We start from the raw sequence: 20,225 nt of genomic DNA, 5'->3' as shown, positions 1-20,225 counted from the left end.
CATCACCTCCTCATCCAGCGCGAGAGTTCGGCCTCGACCTCGGCGGCGCGCGCTACGTCCGCGCTGGCCCAGGCCACATAGGCATCGGGCCGCACCAGCATCGCCTGCACGCCGCGCATGGCGGGCGGCACGCGTGCCACGCGGGCCGGCACCAGGGTCACGGGCAGGCCATGCAAGTCCAGCGATTCGAACTGGCGCGAGTTGCCTTCGAGGTCGAGCAGCAGGAAGCGCCGCTCGCGCAGCAGCTCGGCGACGCGCACCGAGCGGCCATCGCGCGTGACGAGATCGAAGTCGGGCAGCCGCTGGCCGGCCAGCGGGTGACGATCGGCTTCTCCCGCGCGACCGGGGTAGGGCTGTTCGAGGCCGCACAGCTCCAGCACCAGCTGGCGCTGCACCTCGGGCAGCGGAATGATGTGCCGCGCGAGCCGGCGCTTGAGCGCCACCGCATCGGGCTCGAAGTTGAACTGCAGCACGCACTGCGCCTTCACGCTCTCGAGCAGCGCATGCATCACCGGCAGGCGCTCGGCGTCGTAGCTTTCCAGCGTGGCCTCGTCGGCCACGCCCGTGACGACGTTCGCGAGCTTCCAGCCCAGGTTGAAGGCGTCCTGCAGGCAGAAGTTCATGCCGACGCCGCTGGCCGGGTAGTGGATGCGCGCCGATTCGCCGACCAGGAACACGCGCCCCTGGCGCAGGCGCGGCACGGCGCGCATCTGATCGTCGAAGCGCGAGGCCCAGCGGAAGCCCTCGATGCCGTAGTCGCTGCCGAGCACGTCGCGCAGGCACTGCTTCGCTTCCTCGAGCGTCACCGGCTCGTCCTTGGTCGCATGGCGGCGGTCGCGGTGCACGATGTTGAAGCGCGTGATGCCCTCGCCGAAGGCATAGCCGCGCACCCAGCCCATCTCGTTGTCGGCGCCGGTGCGGCCGCCGGGCCAGGGCGCGCTGAGTTCGGCGTCGATCACGATGCCGCGGAAGGTGCCCGAGTGGCCCTCGAAGGGCATGCCGCACTGGGTTCGCACGGTGCTGCGGCCGCCGTCGGCGCCCACCAGGTATCTGGCGCGCAGGGTCGATGTCGCGCCCGACGGGTCGGCCACCTCGATCTCCACGCCCTCCGTGTCCTGTCGCACCGAGCGCACCTCGGCACCGCGGCGAAGCTCGGCGCCGCTCTCGGCCGCCCAGTCCCAGAGGATCTCCTCGGTCATGTTCTGCGGCAGCCCGAGCGTGAAGCCGAAGCGGGTGTCGAGGTGTTCCCACTCGATCGACTGGAAACCGGCCCAGATGTGGCTCGAGCGGAACGGGTAGTCGAGGATCTGCCTCGTGCGCTCGATGAAGCGGTCGGCGATGCCGCGCGCATCGAACAGCTCGAGCACGCGCGGCAGCAGCGTGCCCGCGCGCGACTGCACGCCCTCGACGCGCCGCTCCAGCACCAGCGTGCGCGCGCCCGAACCCGCCAACTCGGCCGCCATGGTCAGCCCCGAGGGGCCGCCACCGACGACGATCACGTCCCACTGCATTGAATCTCCGGTCACTCGATCTCCTTGGAAGAAAACTTTTTAGAAGGCGTGCGTCATGCCGACCTCGAACGCCGACTGGCGGCGGCCTCCGGCCACGGCCTGGCTGCGCAGCACCGCCTTCTGCCCGGGCCCCGCCTTCTGCAGCACGCCGAGCAGGTACAGGCTGGTGCGCTTGGACAGCGCGTAGTCGATGTGGCCGTGCACCTGATCCCAGCGGTAGCTCGCGAGTTTCGTGAGCGAATAGCCGCCGCCGATGCGCAGCTGGTTCGTGAGGTACTTGTAGGCGCCGACGTCGATGGTTCGCGCGGTCTCCGTCTGCTGCAGCCCGGCCGCCGACAGGCGCGTGTGGCTGTAGTTGCCCATCCAGCGCCAGCCGTCGCTGGTGTAGGCCAGCCCGACCGTGGCCGTGTCCTGCGTCTGCGACAGCGTCGTGCCCGGCGCCTTGGCGACGTCGACGCCGTAGAGGCTGGGGACGCCGAGCCGGGTCGCGGGTGCAAAAGGAATGCCCTTGACCGACTCCCAGATCGCGAGCGCCTGCAGCGGCCCGCTGGCGTAGCTGAGTTCCGCGCCGACGGCGCGCCCGACGTTGGTGGTCGAGTCCGCCTCCGCGAAGCCGTACATCGCGCCGAACTGGAAGCCGCCGAACACCGGCGACTTGTACTTGACCAGGTTGCTCAGCGCGTTGCCGACCGTGCGGTCCAGGTTGCCGGGATGGGTGGCGAGCAGCGAGGTGTAGCGCTCCGAGGTGAAGGGCGTCGCGTCGGCGAGCAGGTCGTACATCGCGCCCAGCGTGAGCGTGCCCCAGGTGCCCGAGCTCAGGCCCAGGTAGCTCTCGAGCGGCGCGAGGGTTCCGCTGTCGACGAAGACCGAGTTGCTCCAGCGGAAGATCGCGCGCAGGTCGCCGCCCAGCGATTCGCTGCCGGTTAGCGCGAGGAAGGGCGCGGCATGCGTCGAGGTCATCTGCAGCTGGCTGCGGCCGCCCGAGTCGCGGGTGTAGAGCACGCCGCTGCCGAGCAGGCCCGACAGCTTGAGTTCCGATTGGGCCTGCGCGCCCTGCGCCAGCGAGAGTCCCGACAGGGCGAGCAGCAGGGCCTGGGTGTTGCGTTGGATCATGAGGGTATGGCTCCCGGAAGGCTGCTGCGGGATCACGACGACATCCGCCGCTCGAGGGCCACGCCCGACGTCTCGCGCCGCGCGAGCCGCCCGCCGAGCAACAGCGCCGCGCCGACCGCGACGCAGCCCGAGAGCGCGAACACCGTGGCCATCGCCGAGGGCAGGGCCAGCGCCTGGCCCTCGTAGAGATGGCGCGCCACCAGCGCGATCAGCGTGGGCGAACCCGACTGCGCGATCAGCCCGTTGAGCACCAGCACGATCGCCATCACCATGCCGATGCCGCCGGCCGGCACGGTGCGCGCCACGAAGGTCGAGGCGACCGCCATGAAGCTCCACGAGCACAGCACCACCAGCGCATCGAGCACCCAGAAGGCCGTGAGATCGCCGGTCAGGCACATCGACACGCTGAACAGCGTGGTGGCCGCGGCCACCACCGCGCCGATGCGCGCGACCGCCGCGAGTCCGGTGGCGCGGTCGAGCGCCACGCCGACCAGCCACAGCCCGAGCGGGCCCATGGTCAGCAGCAGGCCGCCCTGCATCAGGCCGATGTCGCGCAGCTCGAGACCCCAGCGGCGCGCGATCATGGTGGGTATCCAGGCCGCCATGCCGAAGCCGATCATCGAGCTGCCGACCGCGAAGGCGAACAGCGGCACGAACAGCCGCCGCTGGCCGGCCAGCCAGCGCAGCACGGTGCGCAGGCTCTCCTGCGGGCGGGCGGCGGCATCGCGCTGCGAGCGCGGGTCCTTGAAGCAGAAGATCAGCAGGCTCAGCGGCAGGCCGGCCACGCCGATCATGAACAGCGTCAGCTGCCAGGCCGAGACCTCGCCGACCAAGGGCAGCGCATGGATGCCCGAGGCCTGCACCAGGTGCAGCAGCGGTCCGCCGAGCACCAGCGAGAGACCCGTGCCCAGCATCATCGACATGGTGTAGACCGAGAGTGCGCGGGCGCGGCGCCGCTCGTCCACGCCGTCGCGGATCAGCGAATAGGAAGAGGGCGGCGTCAGCGCCTCGGCCGCGCCGACGACGGCGCGTGCGATCACCAGCGCGATGAAGGCGGTGGCCGCCGCGTTGGCCGCCACCGCCGCCGACCAGACCAGCACGCCGGTGGCGATCACGAGGCGGCGGTCGAAGCGGTCGGCCAGCCAGCCGGCCGGCAGGCCGACCAGGATGTTGGCGACCGCGAAGGCGGTGCCGATCAGGAAGCTGATCTGGATGTCGCTGACGCCGAAGTCGCGCTGGATCGGACCGACCATCAGAACCAGGATGTTCTTGTCGATCTGGGCCAGCATGTTCAGCAGGGTCAGGCAGGCCACCAGGGCCCACTGCGCGCGTGCGCGCTTGCGTTGGTCTTGCATCTTGTCTCCGGTTGCTTGTTCTGCGAGCTCGCGATGGCTCGTTGGAGGCGGATGATCCGGGGCCGCGATGCATATGCAAAATTCATTCTTTAAATGCAATGCATTTGCCGCGCAAATTGCCGAAGATCCGCGCACATCAAGGAGACGACCCATGCGCTTCAACAAACTCGACCTCAACCTGCTGGTGGTGCTCGACGCGGTGCTGACCACGCGCAGCGTGAGCCGCGCCGCCGAGCGGCTGTACCTGAGCCAGCCTGCGACCAGCCTGTCGCTGAGCCGGCTGCGCGAGTACTTCGAGGACGAGCTGCTGGTGCCGGTGGGCAAGACGCAGGTGCCGACCGCGCTCGCCAACGAGCTGATGAAGCCGGTGCGCGACGTGCTGCTGCAACTGCAGACCATCACGCGCGCGCGGCCCGGCTTCGACCCGGCCACCTCGACCCGGCGCTTCACCATCGAGTCCTCGGACTACGTGATCAGCGTGCTGCTGTCCGAGGTGGTGCGGCGCGCGGCCACGCTCGCGCCGCTGATGCAGTTCGACCTGCGCGCCATGAGCCCGCAGATGCGCGAGCACCTCGACAGCGGCGAGATCGAGCTGCTGATCTCGCCCGACTTCGCGATCGTGCCCGGGCATCCGTCCGAGCCGCTGTTCGAGGACACCTTCTCGTGCCTGCTGTGCCTCGACCAGCCGGTCAAGGGCAAGCGACTCGGCGCCGAGCAGTACTTCGAGTCCGCCCACGTCGGCATCGAATGGGCCGGCGGCCGGCGCGTGACCTTCGACGCGCGGCTCATCTCCACCGGCCGGCGCACGCGCCGCCAGGACGTGATCGCGCCCAACTTCACGCTGGTGCCGGAGCTGCTGCTGGGCACCGCGCGCATCGCCACCCTGCCGACGCGGCTCGCGCACCAGATGGCGCGGCGTTTTCCGCTGCAGTTGCAGCCCTGTCCCATCGAGATCCCGGGCTTCACCGAGAAGCTGCAATGGCACAAGCACCAGGACCGCGATCCGGCGATCGTCTGGTTGCGCTCGCTGCTGCGCGAGACCGCGCAGTCGTTGCCCGAAGTGAAGAGCCTGAAGGTCGCGCCGCCGGCCGCGCGTTCAGCGTCGCCGCGGCGGCGCGCCTGAGCTCAGTGCACCACTTCGGCTGGCGGCAGCAGCCGGTCGATGCGCTCGCGCAATGACTCGGCGCGCTCGGTGCCGGCCGTCTTCTCGACCTCGGTCAGCATCAGCGCGGCGATGGTCAGCATGGCCTCGCGGTCGCGTGCCTCGCGCAGCGCGTCGCGCATCTGCAGCGCGAAGCGTGGATCGCGGCGCACGAACATGCGCTCGCAGATGTCGAACAGGAACATGCGCGTGGTGGCCAGCGAGCGCTTGCCGTCGAAGGTGTCGGCGGCGGTCGCGACGTGGAGGGCTTCGGCGGCCGGGGCCGGTTGCGGCTCCGGCGTCGCGGGCTGCAGCGCTTGCGGCGCGTGCAGGTAGCCGCGTTCCACCAGCGTCATCAGCGCCTGCTCGGCCTCGCCGCGGCTCGCGAACAGCGGGCTGAAGTCGGTCAGCGAACGGCGGCCGTCGGCCATCAGCAGCAGCGCGCGCTCGCGCTGGCTCAGGGTGCGCTGCCCGCCCTGGAGTTCGTCGCGCGCCTTGTCGGTCTTGGTGGGAAACATGCGGTGCCGCCGGGTCCGGGATGGAGCCCGAGCTTGGCGGATGCGCATGACACCCTCATGAAGCGCGGAACACCAAAGGCTCAAGCGGTGACGACACGCGCGACGGCGTTCAGCCGCCCGCGCTTTCCTTGCGGATCAGCCAGCGGCCGTCGATGCGCTGCAGCTCGAGCGTCTTGCGGCCGCTCTCCTTGATCTTGTCGGCGGCATAGCTCTGCTTGAACTTCGCGGTGGCGGTGTTGCCGCTGACGCTGACCACGAGGTTGTCGACCTTCACGCTGATGCTCGACTTGTTGCCGATGCGCTTGCGGCGTTCCTCTTCCCAGGCCTTGTGGCTGCTGCCCTTGGCAGGCTGGAAGTCGCTCGCGTAGCTGGCGAGGTACTTGTCGACGTCCTTCGAGGCCCAGGCGGCGGCCCAGGCGCGCACGGCGGCCTCGACCTCGGCCGGCGCGGCGGCGCTGGCCGCGGCGGGCGCCGCTGCCGCTGGTGCGGCCGCGGCCGGTGCTGCCGCTGGTGCCGCGGCGGAGGCCGGCGCCGCCGGTGCCTTCGCGGGTGCGTCGGCCGCCATGGCGGGGGCCATCGCGGCCAGCGCTGCAGCCGTGAGCACGGCACCTGCACGGAGACGGGGAAGGAATCGATTCATGCGCTTGTCCTGGTTGTGTTGATGTCGGAACCGTTCGCCGAGGGCGTTTTTCGATTCTGGCAGTGAAACCCGGCCCGCATGTGTCGGATCGTCGCGGCTGTACGCCCGCCGCAACGACAGGTCCTCGCGCACTCACCGGTTCCAGTGGTCAGGCGGCGCGCGCGGGCCGCGGCGCGATCGTGGCCGCGTCGAGCGAGCGGTTGCGCATGCGCAGCGACAGCACCGCCGCCACGCACAGCACGCACAGCACCACGCTCAGGGTGACGCCCAGTCCGCGCGCATCGGACAGCAGGCCGAACAGCGGCGACACCAGGCCACCGACCGAGAGCGCGAGTCCCAGCGTGATGCCGCTGGCCGTGGCGGGATTGCGCGGCAGGTAGTCCTGCGCCAGCGTCACCTGCGCCGCGAAGGGCAGGAACATGCACAGGCCCAGCAGCGCGGTGCAGGCCAGCGCCCAGGCGGGCGATGACGCGAGCACCAGCCCGGCCATGGCCGGCACCGCGAGCAGGTAGCCCGCGCGGATCGTGCCCATGCGCCCGATGCGGTCGCCGAGCCAGCCGCCCAGCAGGGTGCCCACGGCACCGGCGGCGGTGAAGCCGGTCAGCGCGACCGCGCCCTGGAAGGCCGAGCCTTGCAGGTCGCGCGTGATGCGCAGCGAGAGCATCGACAGCACCGTCACGTAGGGGATCGACCAGCCGACGATGGTGGTCACCAGCAGCGCGAAGGCGCGCCAGTCGTTCGGCGCTCGCTGCACCGCGGCCTGCGCGCGCCGGGCCGCGCCGGCGCCTGCCGCGCTGGCCGCGCCCTGGCCGCGGTTGGCCTGCAGCCACACGGCGCCCATCGCCAGCGCGGGCAGCCCGAGCAGGTAGCTGCGCGACAGCGCGCCGCCGCCGACCACCGTGGTGGCGAGCACCGGCGCGAACGAGGCCCCGATGGTGCCGCCGACCGAGAACACGCTCATCGCCTTCTGCGAGGCGCCGCCGGCCGCGCGCGCGGCCACGGTGGCGCTCGGGTGGTAGGCGGCAATCCCAAGGCCGCACAGCACCGTCGCGAGCCAGGTCCAGAGGTAGTTGCTTCCGAGGCCCGCGAGCACCAGGCCCAGCGCCGCCACCAGGAAGCCCACCGGCACCAGCCAGGGCCGCGGATGGCGGTCGGCATAGAGGCCGAACAGCGGCTGCACCACGCTCGACAGTCCGGTGGCCGCGAGCATCAGCCCGCTCACGGCCGTGTAGCTGTAGCCGCGCTCCAGCACCATCAGCGGCAGCAGCGCGGGCACCAGGCCCTGGTAGAGGTCGTTGACGGCGTGGGTGCCGGTGAGAAGCCCGAGGCGGCCCTTGTTCATCGGCGGCCTCCCGGGGTGGCCGGCGGCGGATTGGATTGCATGCGATAGCCCTTTCTGTGAAACCTCGTGTCGAGGCCGGGCCATGCTAGGAAGCCATGCGAAGATGATCTCGCTACGAAAGAACAAGGATCGTCGAGAAATGGACAAGCTGCAGCCGCCCATCGAATTCGACCTGCGCCCCACGCACGGCGAGTCGACGCCGCGCGCCGTCGCGGTGCTGGCCACCGATGCGGTGGGCGATTCGGAGATACCGCCGCACAGCCACCGGCGCGGCCAGCTGATCCATGCGATCTCGGGCGTGATGATCGTGCGCGCCGAGGCCGGCAGCTGGGTGGTGCCGCCGGGGCGCGGTGCCTGGGTGCCGCCCGGCATGGTCCACGGCATCCGCATGGCGGGCGACGTGCGCATGCGCACCGTCTTCGTCGAGCCCGGCACCCGCGCCGGCCTGGGCGCCGACTGCCGCGTGATCCCGGTCGATGCGCTGCTGCGCGAGCTCATCGTGAGCGCGATCGCGCTGCCGCTGGACTATGCGCGGGGCGGGCGCGACGAACGCGTGATGGAGCTGATCCTCGACGAGATCGAGCGCGCTCCCGCGCTCTCGCTGCATGTGCCGATGCCGCGCCATGCGCGCCTGGCGGCGCTGTGCGAGGAGCTGGTGCGCGATCCCGCGCTGCCGGCCTCGCTCGAGGCCTGGGCGAAGCGGCTGCACATGAACGCGCGCACGCTGGCGCGCCTGTTCCAGCGCGAGACCGGCATGAGCTTCGGCGCCTGGTGCCGGCAGGCGCGGCTGCTGCTGAGCCTGCCGCGGCTGGCGGCCGGCGCCTCGATCCTCGAGCTGGCGCTCTCGCACGGCTACGAGAGCCCGAGCGCCTATGCCGCGATGTTCCGCCGCACGCTGGGCATGCCGCCGAGCCAGTACCTGCAGCGCGAGGCCTAGCATCCGCGCCGGCAGAAGGCCGGGGTCCGGGATTCAGGAGCGGCGGCGTTCCTTCGAGCGAAAGCGGCCGATGTAGGGCAGGCCGTTGTAGGTCTTGCCCGCATCGTCGATCGGCCAGGTGGGATCGGCGTAGACGAAGCCCGCGTTGGCGGTCACGATGCCGCGATCGGCGCAGGCCAGCGCGACCCGCTCGGTCGCGGCGCCCGACTCGATCGTGCTCTCGTCGATGATCCGGCGCACCGGCACGGGCTCGGGAAACCAGATGACCTGCAGCAGGTCCTCGTCGTAGAGGAACTTCATGCCGGCATCGATGCAGAAGCCGCAGCCGGTCACGTCGCCGGGCGCCGCCTCGATGTCTTCCACCTCGAGATCCCAGTAGTTCCCGGCGTGGTCGAAATAGCGCATGAACGCCTCCTCGCCCTGCGTGGCGTTGCCGATCCAGAAGTGCAGCGACTCGAAGGGGCGCTCCGGCCGGGGCGGACCGTACGTCGCCACCCAGTCGAACAGCGTGCCGGACTTGAGGCCCTCGCGTTTCTCCAGGGCGGGGAAGCCGCCGGTCGGCGTGCGGTTCAGCGCTTCGTCGACCAGCGCGCGGATGTACGCCTCGTCATGCTTCTTTCGAGCGGGCATGCAGGCCGTGCCCCGCTACTTGAAGCCGAGCACGTGCGGCAGCCAGGTGCTGAGCGCGGGCACGAAGGTCAGGATCAGCAGCACCGCGCCATGGGCCCAGAGGAAGGGCACGAGCTCGCGCACCAGCGCCGACATCGGCACCTTCGACACATTGCAGGTCACGAACAGCAGCCCGCCCACGGGCGGCGTGATCATGCCCAGCGTGAGGTTGAAGATCACGATCATCGCGAAGTGCACCGGATCGACGCCGAGCTTGATCGCCACCGGCGCGAGGATCGGCGCCAGCACCATCACGCCCGGCAGCGGCTCGATGAAGATGCCGAACAGCAGCAGGAACACGTTGACGATGACCAGGAACATCCACGGCGAGAGGTTCATGCCGATCAGCCATTCGGCCATCTGCTGCGGGATGCCCTCGATGGTCAGCACCCAGGCGAAGGAGGCCGACAGACCGATGATGATCAGCACCGAGGCCGACAGCAGTGCCGAGCGCGAGAGGATGTCGGGCAGCATCTTCCACTCGAGCGTGCGGTAGACGAACTTGCCGCACACCAGCGCGTAGAACACCGCCACCACCGAGGCCTCGGTGGGCGTGAACCAGCCCGCGCGCATGCCGCCGAGGATCACCACCGGCAGCAGGATCGCGGGGATCGCCTTCCAGGTCGTGACCAGGATCTCGCGCAGCGGCGGGGTCTGGCCGTCGCCCTTGTAGTTGCGCTTCTTCGAGACGTGGTAGTTGACCAGGCACATCGCCACCGCGATCAGGATGCCCGGCAGGATGCCGGCCGCGAACAGGGTGCCTACCGACACGCTCTCGTCCTGCAGCGCATAGATGATCATGATGATCGAGGGCGGGATGATCGGCCCCACGATCGCGGTCGAGGCCGTGAGCGCCGCCGCGTAGGAGCGGTCGTAGCCGGCCTTGTCCATCATCTTGATCAGCATCGAGCCCGGGCCCGCGGCGTCGGCCAGCGCCGAGCCCGAGATGCCCGAGAAGAAGGTCAGCGAGACCACGTTGGTGTAGCCCAGGCCGCCGCGGCGGTGGCCCACGAACTGGCCCGCGAAGCGCAGCAGCACCTCGGTCAGCGAGCCGCCGCTCATGAGCTCGGCCGCGAGGATGAAGAAGGGCACCGCCATCAGCGGGAAGCTGTCGATGCCGGTGAAGGTTTCCTTCAGCAGCACCATCAGTGGATAGCTCTCGGCGAGGATCAGCGTGGTGGCGGTGGACAGCCCGAGCGCGAAGGCCACGGGCACGCCGATCGCGAGGAACACGCAGGCGGAGACGATCAGAACGACGCTGGCATCCATGGTCGTTCTCCTTACAGCGACGCCGAGGCGTTGGCGTCGAAGTGCGCGTCGGACGCGAACTCGCGGTTCATCACGTAGCCGCGCACCACCAGCAGCCAGTGCACGATCAAGAGCACGCCGCCGATCAGCATCGCGCTGTAGATGTAGGCGAAGGGGATCTGCGTCACCGCGGTGAGCTGGAACATGGTGCGTTCCATGTAGAGCCAGCCGTACCAGACCATGAAGCCGAAGAAGGCGAACAGCAGCGAGGCGACCACGATGCGCAGCGCGATCGCGGCCTGGCGCGGCAGCGCGTCCTGCAGGTTCTCGACCGCGATGTGCCCGCCGTAGCGCAGCACCGGGCCGGCGCCGATGAAGGTCAGCCAGATCATCATGTGGCGCGACACCTCCTCGGCCCACTCGATCGACTGGCTGGTGGTGTAGCGCAGCACGACGTTGGTGAAGATGATGACCGACATCGCGGCCAAGAGGAGGATCAGCGCCCAGCGGTTGGCGGCGAGGAAATAGCGCTCGAAGGCTTGCACGTGTGTTGTTCTCGGTTCTGTCTCAAAACGAAGCGCCCGGCGGGGCCGGGCGCGTTCTTCGGACGTCGGGGGCGCCGCGCGGCGCCGCCTGTTACTGGACGTCCGTGATCTTCTTGATGTTGTCCGCGCCGAATTCCTTGGCGTAGCTCGCGTAGGCGGGCTTGAGCGCCTCGCGGAAGGCGGCGCCGTCGACCGTGCGCGTGACCTTCATGCCGTCCTTCTCGAGCTGGGCGATGCCGTTGTTCTCGTCGTCGTTGACCTTCTTGCGCTGGGCGATGGCGGCCTTCTTCGCGGCCTCGACGAACACCTTCTTGTCGCCGTCCGAGAGCTTGTTCCAGACCTTGGGCGACAGCAGCAGCAGGGCGGGCGAGTAGACGTGGCCGGTCAGCGACAGGTGCTTCTGCACCTGCGAGAACTTCGAGGCCAGGATCACGGGGATCGGGTTCTCCTGGCCGTCGACCGTGCCTTGCTGCAGCGCGCCGAACAGCTCGGGGAAGGCCATCGGCGTGGGCAGGATGCCGAAGGTGCGGTAGCCGTCCATGTGCACCTTGTTCTCCATCGTGCGCATCTTCAGGCCGGCGGCGTCGGCGGGCTTGACGATGTCGCGCTTGCTGTTCGTCATGTGGCGGAAGCCGTTCTCGGTCCAGGCCAGCGCGACGATGCCCTTGCTCGGGAACTTGGTCAGGATGTCCTGGCCGATCGGGCCGTCCATGACCTTGCGCGCATGGGCGTAGTCGCGGAACAGGAACGGGATGTCGACGATCTTGACCTCGGGCACGAAGTTGCCGACCGGGCCGGTCGAGGTGTTCACCAGGTCCTGCGTGCCGAGCTGGATCGCCTCGATCTGCTCGCGCTCGCCGCCCAGCGCCGAGTTGGCGAAGTGCTGGCACTTGAAGCGGCCTTGCGTGCCCTTCTCGACCTCGTCGCAGAACACGGTCGAGCCGACGCCGTAGTGCGACTCCTTCGAGGTCGCGTAGCCGATCTTCAGGACGGTGGGTTGCTGCGCGAGGGCGCTGGTGCCCAGGGCGAGCGAAAGGCAGGCGGCGGCGATGTGGCCGAGTTTCATGGTGTCTCCGGGGGATTGGTCAGGATTGCGTCAGGCGCCCCGGACTATGCCGCAATCGGAAGCACCACAGCGTCGGGATTTTCACGGACGTACTCGCGGATCACCGCGTCGAAGCTGTCGTCCGACCCCAGGCCGAGCGCGCGGGCGCGCGGCGTGTCGAAGCGGCCGGGCCAGGACTTCACGATGCGCCGGATCGTCGGCTCGGGCGTGCGGTCGAGCAGCGCGGTCGCGGCCGGGCCGGCCACGCGTTCGAGGGCCGCGGCCATCTCGCCGACGGTCGTGGACAGCGAAGGCAGGTTCACGGCCGTGCGCGGGCCCCATTCGGCCTCGCTCGCCTCGGCCGCGCGGATCAGCCCCTCGATGGTGCGCGCCGGCGAGGCGACGGCCACCGGCGTCTCGTCGGGCACCGGGCAGGCCGCGCGCAGCCCGGCCAGGGGCTCGCGGATCATGCCGCTGAAGAAGCCCGAGGCCGCGCCGTTGGGCTTGCCCGGGCGCACGCTCACCGTCATCAGCCGCACGCTGCGCCCGCGGATGAAGCCCTTGCGCGTGAAGTCGGCCACCAGCTGCTCGCCGATGAACTTCTGGATCCCGTAGCTGGTCTGCGGCGTGGGCAGCGTGTGGTCGTCGATCACCGGCGGCAGCGGCTGCTCGGGCGAGTCGCCGAACACCGCGAGCGAGCTCGAGAACACCAGCACCGGCCGCGTGCCGAGCGCGCGCAGGCGCTTGAGCAGGGCGTGGGTGGCGGCGAAGTTGCTGCGCATGCCGAGGTCGAAGTCGGCCTCGCACTCGCCGCTGACCGCGGCCGCGAGGTGGAACACGGCCTCGGCCTCGCGCCAGGGCGTGGCGTCGGCTTCGGCGCCGAGCTGGTCGTTGAGGTCGCCAGTCACGAAGGCGACACGCGGGTCGGCAGCGAGGTCGGCCGGCGGCGGCGCGCGGTCGACCAGGGTGATCCTGGCGATGGGGGCGGGGGCCGCGCCCGCGAGCGAAAGACTGCCCTGCGCGAGCAGCGTGCGGGCGAGGCGGGCGCCCAGAAAGCCGGCGCCGCCGGTGATGACGATCTGCATGTCGGTCCTTGTCTCCTGTCGAGGGTTCGAGGATAAGCGCGACCGGCGCGACACTCACGCCTTCGCCAGTCAGCCGAGCCGAACGATGAACCTCCGATTCGTGGAAGCCTTCCACTGGGCCGTGGCCCTCAAGAGCGTGACGCGCGCCGCCGAGAAGCTGCACCTCACGCAGTCCGCGCTGTCCAGCCGCATCGCCGCGCTCGAGCGCGAGCTCGGCACCTTGCTGCTCGACCGCCGCGACAAGCAGTTCCGCCTCACGGTGGCGGGCCAGCGCTTCCATGCCTTCGCGCAGAAGCTGCTCGAGATGCAGATGCACATCAAGGCCGAGATGGGTTCGGGCGCGGTGCGCGAGACGGTGCTGCGCGTGGGCGCGATCGAGTCGGTGGTGCACAGCTGGCTCACCGGCTGGCTCCAGCACATGCGGGCCACCTACCCGGACTTCGAGCTCGAGCTCACGGTCGAAACCACGCCCGTGCTGGTCGACCAGCTGCAGCGCGGCAAGCAGGACCTGGTGTTCGCCGCGCTGCCCGCGGTGGGCGACGGCGTGCGCACGCGCGCGGTGCCGCCGATGGCCATGTGCTTCGTCGGCCACCGCGAGCTGCACCCACGGCGGCGCTACCGCATCGCCGACCTGCTGTCGCTCGACCTGCTGACCTTCCAGCGCGGCTCGCAGCCGCACGTGGCGCTGCTCGAGTTTTTCCGCAAGGCCGGCGGCGTGGCGCCGCGCGTGCATGCGATCTCGTCGATCTCGGCGATGGCGCAGTTGGTGGAGGCGGGCTTCGGCGTGGCCACCCTGCCGCGCGCGGTGGTCGATGGGCTCGCGCGACGGCTGCCGCTGCGCGTGCTGCCCAGCGAGGGCACGCTGGAGCCTTTGCCGATTTACGCGAGCTATCGCGACGATCCCTCTTCGCTGCTGCTCGAGCCGGCCGTGAGTTCCGCCGTGGTGCACGGATCGCACCGCGCTGGGTCATCGAAAAAATCGATGAGCTGAGCAAGAAACTTTGCGTTGGCGTTCGGGCGCGCGGATTCCCACAATCCGCCCACCACAACGAAGAGACAAGCAGCCGCTCGCCAACGCCATGCCAGCCAACGACGAATCGATCTCCCTGCCCACCGGCGCGAGCAGCGCACGCGACGTGCGGCAAGCCGCCCGCGACGGCCGCCTGAGCGGCCACACCAGCGGCCTGGCCAGCGCCCACGTGCAGGGCAACCTCGTGATCCTGCCGCAGGCGTACGCGGGCGACTTCCTGCGCTTCTGCCAGGCCAATCCCAAGCCCTGTCCGCTGCTCGGCGTGACCGAGGTCGGCGATCCCTCGCTCCCCGCGCTCGGCGAGGACATCGACCTGCGCAGCGACCTGCCGCGCTACCGCGTCTGGCGCGAGGGCGAACTGGTCGACGAGCCCACCGACGTGCGCGCGCTGTGGCGCGACGACATGGTCGGCTTCGTCATCGGCTGCTCGTTCACCTTCGAGCATGCGCTGCTTGCCGAGGGCATCGCGCTGCGCCACGTGGCGCAGGGCCGCAACGTCGCGATGTACCGCACCGGGCTGCAGACGGTGCCGGCCGGTCCGTTCCGCGGGCCGCTGGTGGTGTCGATGCGGCCGCTGCGCGCGGCCGATGCGATCCGCGCGGTGCAGATCACCTCGCGCTTTCCGGCCGTGCACGGCGCGCCGGTGCACCTCGGCGATCCCGCGCTGATCGGCATCCGCGACCTCGGCCGCCCCGACTATGGCGATGCCGTCGAGGCGATGCCCGACGAGCTGCCGGTGTTCTGGGCCTGCGGCGTGACGCCCCAGGCCGCGCTCGCGGCCGCGCGGCTGCCGCTGGCGATCACGCATGCGCCGGGCGCGATGCTGGTCACCGACCTGCCGCACCACCGGCTCGCCGCGCTGTAGCGCGCCGCCCCTGGTTCCGATCGCCGCCGGTCCCTGGGCAGGGACCGCGCGGCGCCGTTCCCGCCCCCGACCCACCCTGGAGAAGACACACCATGAAAAACAGCACCCTCGAGGCCACCGCGCCGACGCCCGTCGACGGCACGGCGGAGGCCGGCGACGCCAACTGGCTGCGCACCCTGAACCCGAACGAGAAGCGCACGCTCGCGGCCTCGTTCAGCGGCTACGCGGTCGATGCCTTCGACTACTACACGCTGCCGCTGGTCACGCCGATCCTGCTGTCGCTGTGGGGCATGAGCAAGACCGAGGTCGGCCTGATCGGCACCGCGACCCTGGTGGCCTCGGCGCTCGGCGGCTGGGCCGCGGGCATCCTGGCCGACCGCTACGGCCGGGTGCGCATCCTGCAGCTCACGATCCTGGTGTTCGCGATCTTCACCTTCGCCTGCGGCCTGGCCCAGACGCCCGGGCAACTGCTGGTGGCGCGCACGCTGCAGGGCCTGGGCTTCGGCGGCGAATGGGCCGTGGGCTCGGTGCTGATCGCCGAGATGATCCGGCCGGCCTACCGCGGCAAGGCGGTCGGGCTGGTGCAGAGCAGCTGGGCCGTGGGCTGGGGCGCGGCGGTGCTGGTGTCGATGGCGCTGTTCTCGTTCCTGCCGCCCGAGGTCTCGTGGCGCGTGATGTTCCTGCTGGGCCTGCTGCCGGCGCTGCTGATCGTCTTCATCCGGCGCTCGATCAGCGACCCCGAGATCTACGTGCAGACCCGCGCCGCGGTGGCGCGCGGCGAGCGCAGCGGCAACTTCCTCGCGATCTTCAAGCCCGGCGTGCTCGGCACCACGGTGCTCGCGAGCCTGCTGTTCACCGGCATGCAGGGCGGCTACTACGCCATCGGCGTGTGGCTGCCGACCTTCCTGAAGAACGAGCGCCACCTGACGGTGCTGAGCTCGGGCGGCTACCAGTTCATGTTCATCGTCGGTGCCTTCGTCGGCTACCTCTGCGGCGCCTATTTGTCGGACCGGCTGGGCCGCCGCCGCGCCTTCATCCTGTTCGCCATCGGCGCCGGCCTGCTGGTCTATGCCTACACGCTGCTGCCGATCACCGACGGCCTGATGCTGCTGCTGGGCTTTCCGCTCGGCTTCTTCATGTCGGGCATCTTCAGCGGCGCGGGCGCCTTCCTGGCCGAGCTGTTCCCCAACGAGCTGCGCGGCTCCGGGCAAGGCTTTTGCTACAACTTCGGGCGCGGCATCGGCGCCACCTTTCCGGCGCTGGTCGGCGTGCTGAGCGACCGCATGCACCTGCCGCTGGGCACGGCCATCGGCATCTGCGCGGCGGTGGCCTATGCGATGGTCGTGGTGGTGGCGCTGTGCCTGCCCGAAACCCGCGGCCGCGACCTGCGCCAGAACTGATCCGATTCCGCTTTTTTCCTCGCGAACACCTATCCTCGTTCCCCATGACCACGCAAACCCTTCTCCCGTCCCGCTGGCAGTTCTGGATCGACCGCGGCGGCACCTTCACCGATATCGTGGGCCGCGATCCCGAAGGCGGACTGCACACGCTCAAGCTGCTGTCGGAGAACCCCGAGCAGTACCGCGACGCGGCCGTCGAGGGCATCCGCCGCCTGCTGAAGCTAGCACCGGGCGAGGCCGTGACGCCTGAGCGCGTGGCGTGCGTGAAGATGGGCACCACGGTGGCTACCAACGCGCTGCTCGAGCGCAAGGGCGAGCCCACGGTGCTGGTCACGACGAAGGGCTTCCGCGACGCGCTGCGCATCGCCACCCAGGCGCGGCCGCGGCTGTTCGACCGCCGCATCGTGCTGCCCGAGCTGCTGTACCGGCGCGTGATCGAGGCCGACGAGCGCATCGACGCGCAGGGCGGCACCGTGCAGGCGCTCGACGAGGCGCCGCTGCGCGCGCAGCTGCAGGCCGCCTTCGACGAGGGCCTGCGCGCATGCGCCATCGTCTTCATGCACGGCTGGCGCCACACGGCGCACGAGCTGGCGGCCGAGGGCATCGCGCGCGCCATCGGTTTCACGCAGGTGTCGGTGTCGCACAAGACCAGCCCGCTGATGAAGCTGGTGCCGCGCGGCGACACGACGGTGGTCGACGCCTACCTGAGCCCGATCCTGCGCCGCTATGTCGAGCAGGTGTCGCGGCAGATGCCGGGCGTGCCGCTGTTCTTCATGCAGAGCTCGGGCGGGCTCACGCAGGCGAACCGCTTCCAGGGCAAGGACGCGATCCTCTCGGGCCCGGCCGGCGGCATCGTCGGCATGGTGCGCACCGCGCTCGATGCCGGCCATGCGCGCGTGATCGGCTTCGACATGGGCGGCACCTCGACCGACGTGTCGCACTACGCGGGCGAGTTCGAGCGCTCGTTCGAGACCCAGGTGGCCGGCGTGCGCATGCGCGCGCCGATGATGAGCATCCACACGGTGGCGGCCGGCGGCGGCTCGATCGTCTCCTTCGACGGCGCGCGGCTGCGCGTCGGTCCCGAGTCGGCCGGCGCGAACCCCGGCCCCGCGAGCTACCGCCGCGGCGGCCCGCTGACCACGACCGACGCCAACGTGCTGCTCGGCAAGATCCAGCCCGCGCACTTCCCGCAGGTGTTCGGCCCGGGCGCCGACCAGCCGCTGGACCGCGACGCGGCCGAGCGCGGCTTTGCCGCGATGGCGCAGCGCATGACCGAGGCCACGGGCCGCGCGGTCGGTGCCGAGGAGGTGGCGAGCGGCGCGCTGCGCATCGCGGTGGCGAGCATGGCCAATGCGATCAAGCGGATCTCGGTGGCGCGCGGCTACGACGTCACGCAATACACGCTGCAGTGCTTCGGCGGCGCGGGCGGCCAGCATGCCTGCCTGGTGGCCGATGCGCTGGGCATGCGCAGCGTCTACCTGCATCCGCTGGCGGGCGTGCTCTCGGCCTTCGGCATGGGGCTGGCCGACCAGCTGGCGCTGCGCGAGCGCGCGCTCGAGCGCCGGCTCGACGCGGCGGGCCTGGCCGAAGCGCGCGAGGCGGCCATCGGCCTGGCCGGGCAGGCGGTGGAGGAACTGCGCGGGCAGGGCGTGGCGGAGGCCGCGATCAGCGTGCTGCACCGCGTGCAGCTGCGCTACGAGGGCACCGACACGGCATTGCCCTGCGCGCTGCCGATGGACACGCCGGCCGCCGAGGCCATCGCCGCGATGCGCGACGAGTTCGAGCAGGCCTACCGCCGGCGCTTCGCGTTCCTGATGAGCGAGCGCGCGCTGGTGATCGAGGCAGTGGCGGTCGAGGCGGTGGGCGCGGGCGAGCGCACGCGCGCCGCGGCGGCGACCGGCACGGCCGAGTCGCATGTGCCCGAGTCGCTCGCGGCCGTGCGCATGTACTGCGAGGCCGACGAAGCCGCCGCGGGCTGGCGCGATGCCGCGCTGTTCGACGAGGCCGCGCTGCGCCCCGGCGCGGTGGTCGACGGTCCGGCGATCCTGGCCGGCCGCAATGCCACCACCGTGGTCGAACCTGGCTGGCAGGCACGCGCCACGGCCGACGGCGTGGAGCTGCACCGCGTGCGCGAGCGCGCCACCAGCCATGCGATCGGCACCCGCGCCGACCCGGTGATGCTCGAGGTCTTCAACAACCTCTTCATGAACATCGCCGAGCAGATGGGGCTGCGGTTGCAGAACACCGCCTACTCGGTCAACATCAAGGAGCGGCTGGACTTCTCGTGCGCGCTGTTCGACGTCGAGGGCAACCTGATCGCCAATGCACCGCATATGCCGGTGCACCTGGGCTCGATGAGCGAGTCGATCAAGACCGTGATCGCCTGCAACCCCGACATGAAGCCCGGCGACGTGTTCGTGCTCAACGACCCCTACCACGGCGGCACGCACCTGCCCGACATCACGGTGGTGACGCCCGTCTACCTCGACGCGGCCGATGCGCGGCCCTCGTTCTACGTGGCCTCGCGTGGCCACCATGCCGACGTGGGCGGCATCACGCCGGGCTCGATGCCGCCGTTCTCGAAGACCATCGGCGAGGAGGGCGTGCTGATCGACAACTTCAAGCTGGTGGAGGGTGGCCGGCTGCGCGAGGTCGAACTCCGCGCATTGCTCGGCGGCGGCGCGCATCCCTCGCGCAACATCGAGCAGAACCTGGCCGACCTGCGCGCGCAGATCGCGGCCAACGAGAAGGGCGTGCAGGAGCTGCAGGCCATGGTGGCGCAGTTCGGCCGCGAGACGGTGGCGGCCTACATGGGCCATGTGCAGGACAACGCCGAGGAGTCGGTGCGTCGCGTGATCACGGCGCTGAAGGACGGCGAGTTCGTGCTGCCGCTGGATAACGGCGCGCGCATCCAAGTGCGCGTGAAGGTCGACGCGACCGCGCGCTCGGCGACGGTGGACTTCAGCGGCACGAGCGCGCAGTTGCCGAACAACTTCAATGCGCCGCGCGCGATCACGATGGCTGCGGTGCTCTATGTATTCCGCACGCTGGTCGACGACGACATTCCGCTCAACGCGGGCTGCCTGAAGCCGATCGAGGTGATCGTGCCCAGCGGCTGCATGCTGAACCCGCTGCCGCCCGCGGCGGTGGTGGCCGGCAACGTCGAGACCTCGAGCTGCGTGACCAATGCGCTCTACGGTGCGCTCGGCGTGATGGCGGCGAGCCAATGCACGATGAACAACTTCACTTTCGGCGACGGCGCGCACCAGTACTACGAGACCATCTCGGGTGGTTCCGGCGCGGGCGAGGGCTTCGACGGCACGAGCGTGGTCCAGACCCACATGACCAATTCACGGCTCACCGATCCGGAGGTGCTGGAGTTCCGCTACCCGGTGCGGCTCGACAGCTACAGCCTGCGTTCGGGGTCGGGCGGCGCGGGGCGCTGGCGTGGTGGCGACGGGGGTGTGCGGCGGGTTCGGTTCCTTGCACCGATGACGGCTTCGATCCTCAGCAATGGGCGGCACCATGGTGCGTTCGGTGGCTCTGGTGGTGAAGCAGGGGCGGTGGGGGTCAATCGCGTGGAGCGGGCTGATGGGAGTGTCGAAGCGCTTGATCACATCGGGCAGGTTCAGATGGAAGCGGGGGATGTGTTCGTGATCGAGACGCCTGGTGGGGGTGGGTGGGGCGCTGTTCAGGGTTGAGGTCTTGAGGTCTGGGGCGGGCGCGCGCCGACGGGGTACTCCCCTCCGCGAATGTCCCCCGGCCTGCGGCCTCCTCCTTT

17 protein-coding genes are annotated in these 20,225 nt (G+C 70.3%); 6 read left to right on the top strand and 11 right to left on the bottom strand.

Features of this window, described 5'->3' with window-relative positions; all coding sequences use genetic code 11:
- Nucleotides 1–2: 2 nt before the first annotated feature.
- The 3 genes from INQ48_19700 to INQ48_19690 are packed head-to-tail and all read right to left on the bottom strand — an operon-like array spanning nt 3 to nt 3,913.
- Nucleotides 3–1,511, bottom strand: coding sequence for an FAD-dependent monooxygenase (locus INQ48_19700; protein ID QRF60810.1), 1,509 nt, complete (start codon nt 1,509–1,511; stop codon nt 3–5).
- A 39-nt stretch (nt 1,512–1,550) separates the two neighbouring features.
- The gene (locus tag INQ48_19695; GenBank protein ID QRF55609.1) at nt 1,551–2,624 is read right to left on the bottom strand and encodes a porin; all 1,074 of its coding nucleotides are present in this window, start codon (nt 2,622–2,624) and stop codon (nt 1,551–1,553) included.
- 32 nt (nt 2,625–2,656) lie between these two features.
- Nucleotides 2,657–3,913 carry an MFS transporter gene (locus tag INQ48_19690; GenBank protein QRF60809.1) on the bottom strand — a complete coding sequence of 419 codons (1,257 nt, stop codon included), beginning with the start codon at nt 3,911–3,913 and terminating at the stop codon, nt 2,657–2,659.
- Between the two features lie 217 nt (nt 3,914–4,130).
- Between INQ48_19690 and INQ48_19685 the strand changes: the two genes are divergently transcribed.
- A complete protein-coding gene (locus INQ48_19685; GenBank protein QRF55608.1) occupies nt 4,131–5,102 on the top strand; it encodes a LysR family transcriptional regulator in 972 nt (323 codons plus the stop codon).
- A 2-nt stretch (nt 5,103–5,104) separates the two neighbouring features.
- Here INQ48_19685 and INQ48_19680 read toward each other — a convergent pair whose 3' ends face one another.
- The 3 genes from INQ48_19680 to INQ48_19670 form a co-directional block, all read right to left on the bottom strand.
- Nucleotides 5,105–5,638, bottom strand: coding sequence for a hypothetical protein (locus tag INQ48_19680; GenBank protein ID QRF55607.1), 534 nt, complete (start codon nt 5,636–5,638; stop codon nt 5,105–5,107).
- A 109-nt stretch (nt 5,639–5,747) separates the two neighbouring features.
- Entirely contained in the window at nt 5,748–6,278 is a 531-nt protein-coding gene (locus INQ48_19675; GenBank protein ID QRF55606.1) for a nuclear transport factor 2 family protein, read from the bottom strand.
- Nucleotides 6,279–6,426: 148 nt separating this feature from the next.
- Nucleotides 6,427–7,620, bottom strand: a complete 1,194-nt coding sequence (locus tag INQ48_19670; protein ID QRF55605.1) for an MFS transporter — start codon at nt 7,618–7,620, stop codon at nt 6,427–6,429.
- Between the two features lie 139 nt (nt 7,621–7,759).
- Here INQ48_19670 and INQ48_19665 point away from each other — a divergent pair, with 139 nt between their 5' ends.
- Complete coding sequence (locus tag INQ48_19665) at nt 7,760–8,557, top strand: helix-turn-helix transcriptional regulator (protein QRF55604.1); 798 nt, start codon at nt 7,760–7,762, stop codon at nt 8,555–8,557.
- Nucleotides 8,558–8,590: 33 nt separating this feature from the next.
- On the opposite strand, the gene INQ48_19660 is transcribed toward INQ48_19665, so the two are convergent.
- The 5 genes from INQ48_19660 to INQ48_19640 form a co-directional block, all read right to left on the bottom strand.
- Nucleotides 8,591–9,187: an immunity 22 family protein gene (locus INQ48_19660; protein QRF55603.1), complete on the bottom strand. Its 597-nt coding sequence runs from the start codon at nt 9,185–9,187 to the stop codon at nt 8,591–8,593.
- A 15-nt stretch (nt 9,188–9,202) separates the two neighbouring features.
- Nucleotides 9,203–10,495 carry a TRAP transporter large permease gene (locus tag INQ48_19655; protein ID QRF55602.1) on the bottom strand — a complete coding sequence of 431 codons (1,293 nt, stop codon included), beginning with the start codon at nt 10,493–10,495 and terminating at the stop codon, nt 9,203–9,205.
- An 11-nt stretch (nt 10,496–10,506) separates the two neighbouring features.
- Nucleotides 10,507–11,019, bottom strand: coding sequence for a TRAP transporter small permease (locus tag INQ48_19650; protein ID QRF55601.1), 513 nt, complete (start codon nt 11,017–11,019; stop codon nt 10,507–10,509).
- A 91-nt stretch (nt 11,020–11,110) separates the two neighbouring features.
- Entirely contained in the window at nt 11,111–12,085 is a 975-nt protein-coding gene (locus INQ48_19645) for a TRAP transporter substrate-binding protein (protein ID QRF55600.1), read from the bottom strand.
- Between the two features lie 44 nt (nt 12,086–12,129).
- Nucleotides 12,130–13,149, bottom strand: coding sequence for an NAD-dependent epimerase/dehydratase family protein (locus tag INQ48_19640; GenBank protein QRF55599.1), 1,020 nt, complete (start codon nt 13,147–13,149; stop codon nt 12,130–12,132).
- A gap of 85 nt (nt 13,150–13,234) precedes the next feature.
- On the opposite strand from INQ48_19640, the gene INQ48_19635 reads away from it, so the two are divergent.
- The 4 genes from INQ48_19635 (at nt 13,235) to INQ48_19620 (ending at nt 20,145) form a co-directional block, all read left to right on the top strand.
- Nucleotides 13,235–14,140: a LysR family transcriptional regulator gene (locus INQ48_19635; protein QRF55598.1), complete on the top strand. Its 906-nt coding sequence runs from the start codon at nt 13,235–13,237 to the stop codon at nt 14,138–14,140.
- Nucleotides 14,141–14,228: 88 nt separating this feature from the next.
- Entirely contained in the window at nt 14,229–15,044 is an 816-nt protein-coding gene (locus INQ48_19630; protein QRF55597.1) for a putative hydro-lyase, read from the top strand.
- Between the two features lie 167 nt (nt 15,045–15,211).
- A complete protein-coding gene (locus INQ48_19625) occupies nt 15,212–16,444 on the top strand; it encodes an MFS transporter (GenBank protein ID QRF60808.1) in 1,233 nt (410 codons plus the stop codon).
- A gap of 44 nt (nt 16,445–16,488) precedes the next feature.
- Nucleotides 16,489–20,145 carry a hydantoinase B/oxoprolinase family protein gene (locus tag INQ48_19620; GenBank protein QRF55596.1) on the top strand — a complete coding sequence of 1,219 codons (3,657 nt, stop codon included), beginning with the start codon at nt 16,489–16,491 and terminating at the stop codon, nt 20,143–20,145.
- Nucleotides 20,146–20,225: the final 80 nt, after the last annotated feature.

It is taken from the genome of Variovorax paradoxus (assembly GCA_016806145.1).
Lineage (GTDB): Bacteria > Pseudomonadota > Gammaproteobacteria > Burkholderiales > Burkholderiaceae_C > Variovorax.
This window is presented reverse-complemented; position numbering and strand designations above follow the sequence as displayed.

Bases quoted from the DNA above. Each gene is read 5' to 3' on its own strand.
- INQ48_19675 (QRF55606.1), bottom strand. From the start codon at position 6,278: ATGAATCGATTCCTTCCCCGTCTCCGTGCAGGTGCCGTGCTCACGGCT.
- INQ48_19680 (QRF55607.1), bottom strand. From the start codon at position 5,638: ATGTTTCCCACCAAGACCGACAAGGCGCGCGACGAACTCCAGGGCGGG.
- INQ48_19700 (QRF60810.1), bottom strand. From the start codon at position 1,511: ATGCAGTGGGACGTGATCGTCGTCGGTGGCGGCCCCTCGGGGCTGACC.
- INQ48_19640 (QRF55599.1), bottom strand. From the start codon at position 13,149: ATGCAGATCGTCATCACCGGCGGCGCCGGCTTTCTGGGCGCCCGCCTC.
- INQ48_19660 (QRF55603.1), bottom strand. From the start codon at position 9,187: ATGCCCGCTCGAAAGAAGCATGACGAGGCGTACATCCGCGCGCTGGTC.
- INQ48_19635 (QRF55598.1), top strand. From the start codon at position 13,235: ATGAACCTCCGATTCGTGGAAGCCTTCCACTGGGCCGTGGCCCTCAAG.
- INQ48_19695 (QRF55609.1), bottom strand. From the start codon at position 2,624: ATGATCCAACGCAACACCCAGGCCCTGCTGCTCGCCCTGTCGGGACTC.
- INQ48_19665 (QRF55604.1), top strand. From the start codon at position 7,760: ATGGACAAGCTGCAGCCGCCCATCGAATTCGACCTGCGCCCCACGCAC.
- INQ48_19655 (QRF55602.1), bottom strand. From the start codon at position 10,495: ATGGATGCCAGCGTCGTTCTGATCGTCTCCGCCTGCGTGTTCCTCGCG.
- INQ48_19630 (QRF55597.1), top strand. From the start codon at position 14,229: ATGCCAGCCAACGACGAATCGATCTCCCTGCCCACCGGCGCGAGCAGC.
- INQ48_19620 (QRF55596.1), top strand. From the start codon at position 16,489: ATGACCACGCAAACCCTTCTCCCGTCCCGCTGGCAGTTCTGGATCGAC.
- INQ48_19645 (QRF55600.1), bottom strand. From the start codon at position 12,085: ATGAAACTCGGCCACATCGCCGCCGCCTGCCTTTCGCTCGCCCTGGGC.
- INQ48_19690 (QRF60809.1), bottom strand. From the start codon at position 3,913: ATGCTGGCCCAGATCGACAAGAACATCCTGGTTCTGATGGTCGGTCCG.
- INQ48_19685 (QRF55608.1), top strand. From the start codon at position 4,131: ATGCGCTTCAACAAACTCGACCTCAACCTGCTGGTGGTGCTCGACGCG.
- INQ48_19670 (QRF55605.1), bottom strand. From the start codon at position 7,620: ATGAACAAGGGCCGCCTCGGGCTTCTCACCGGCACCCACGCCGTCAAC.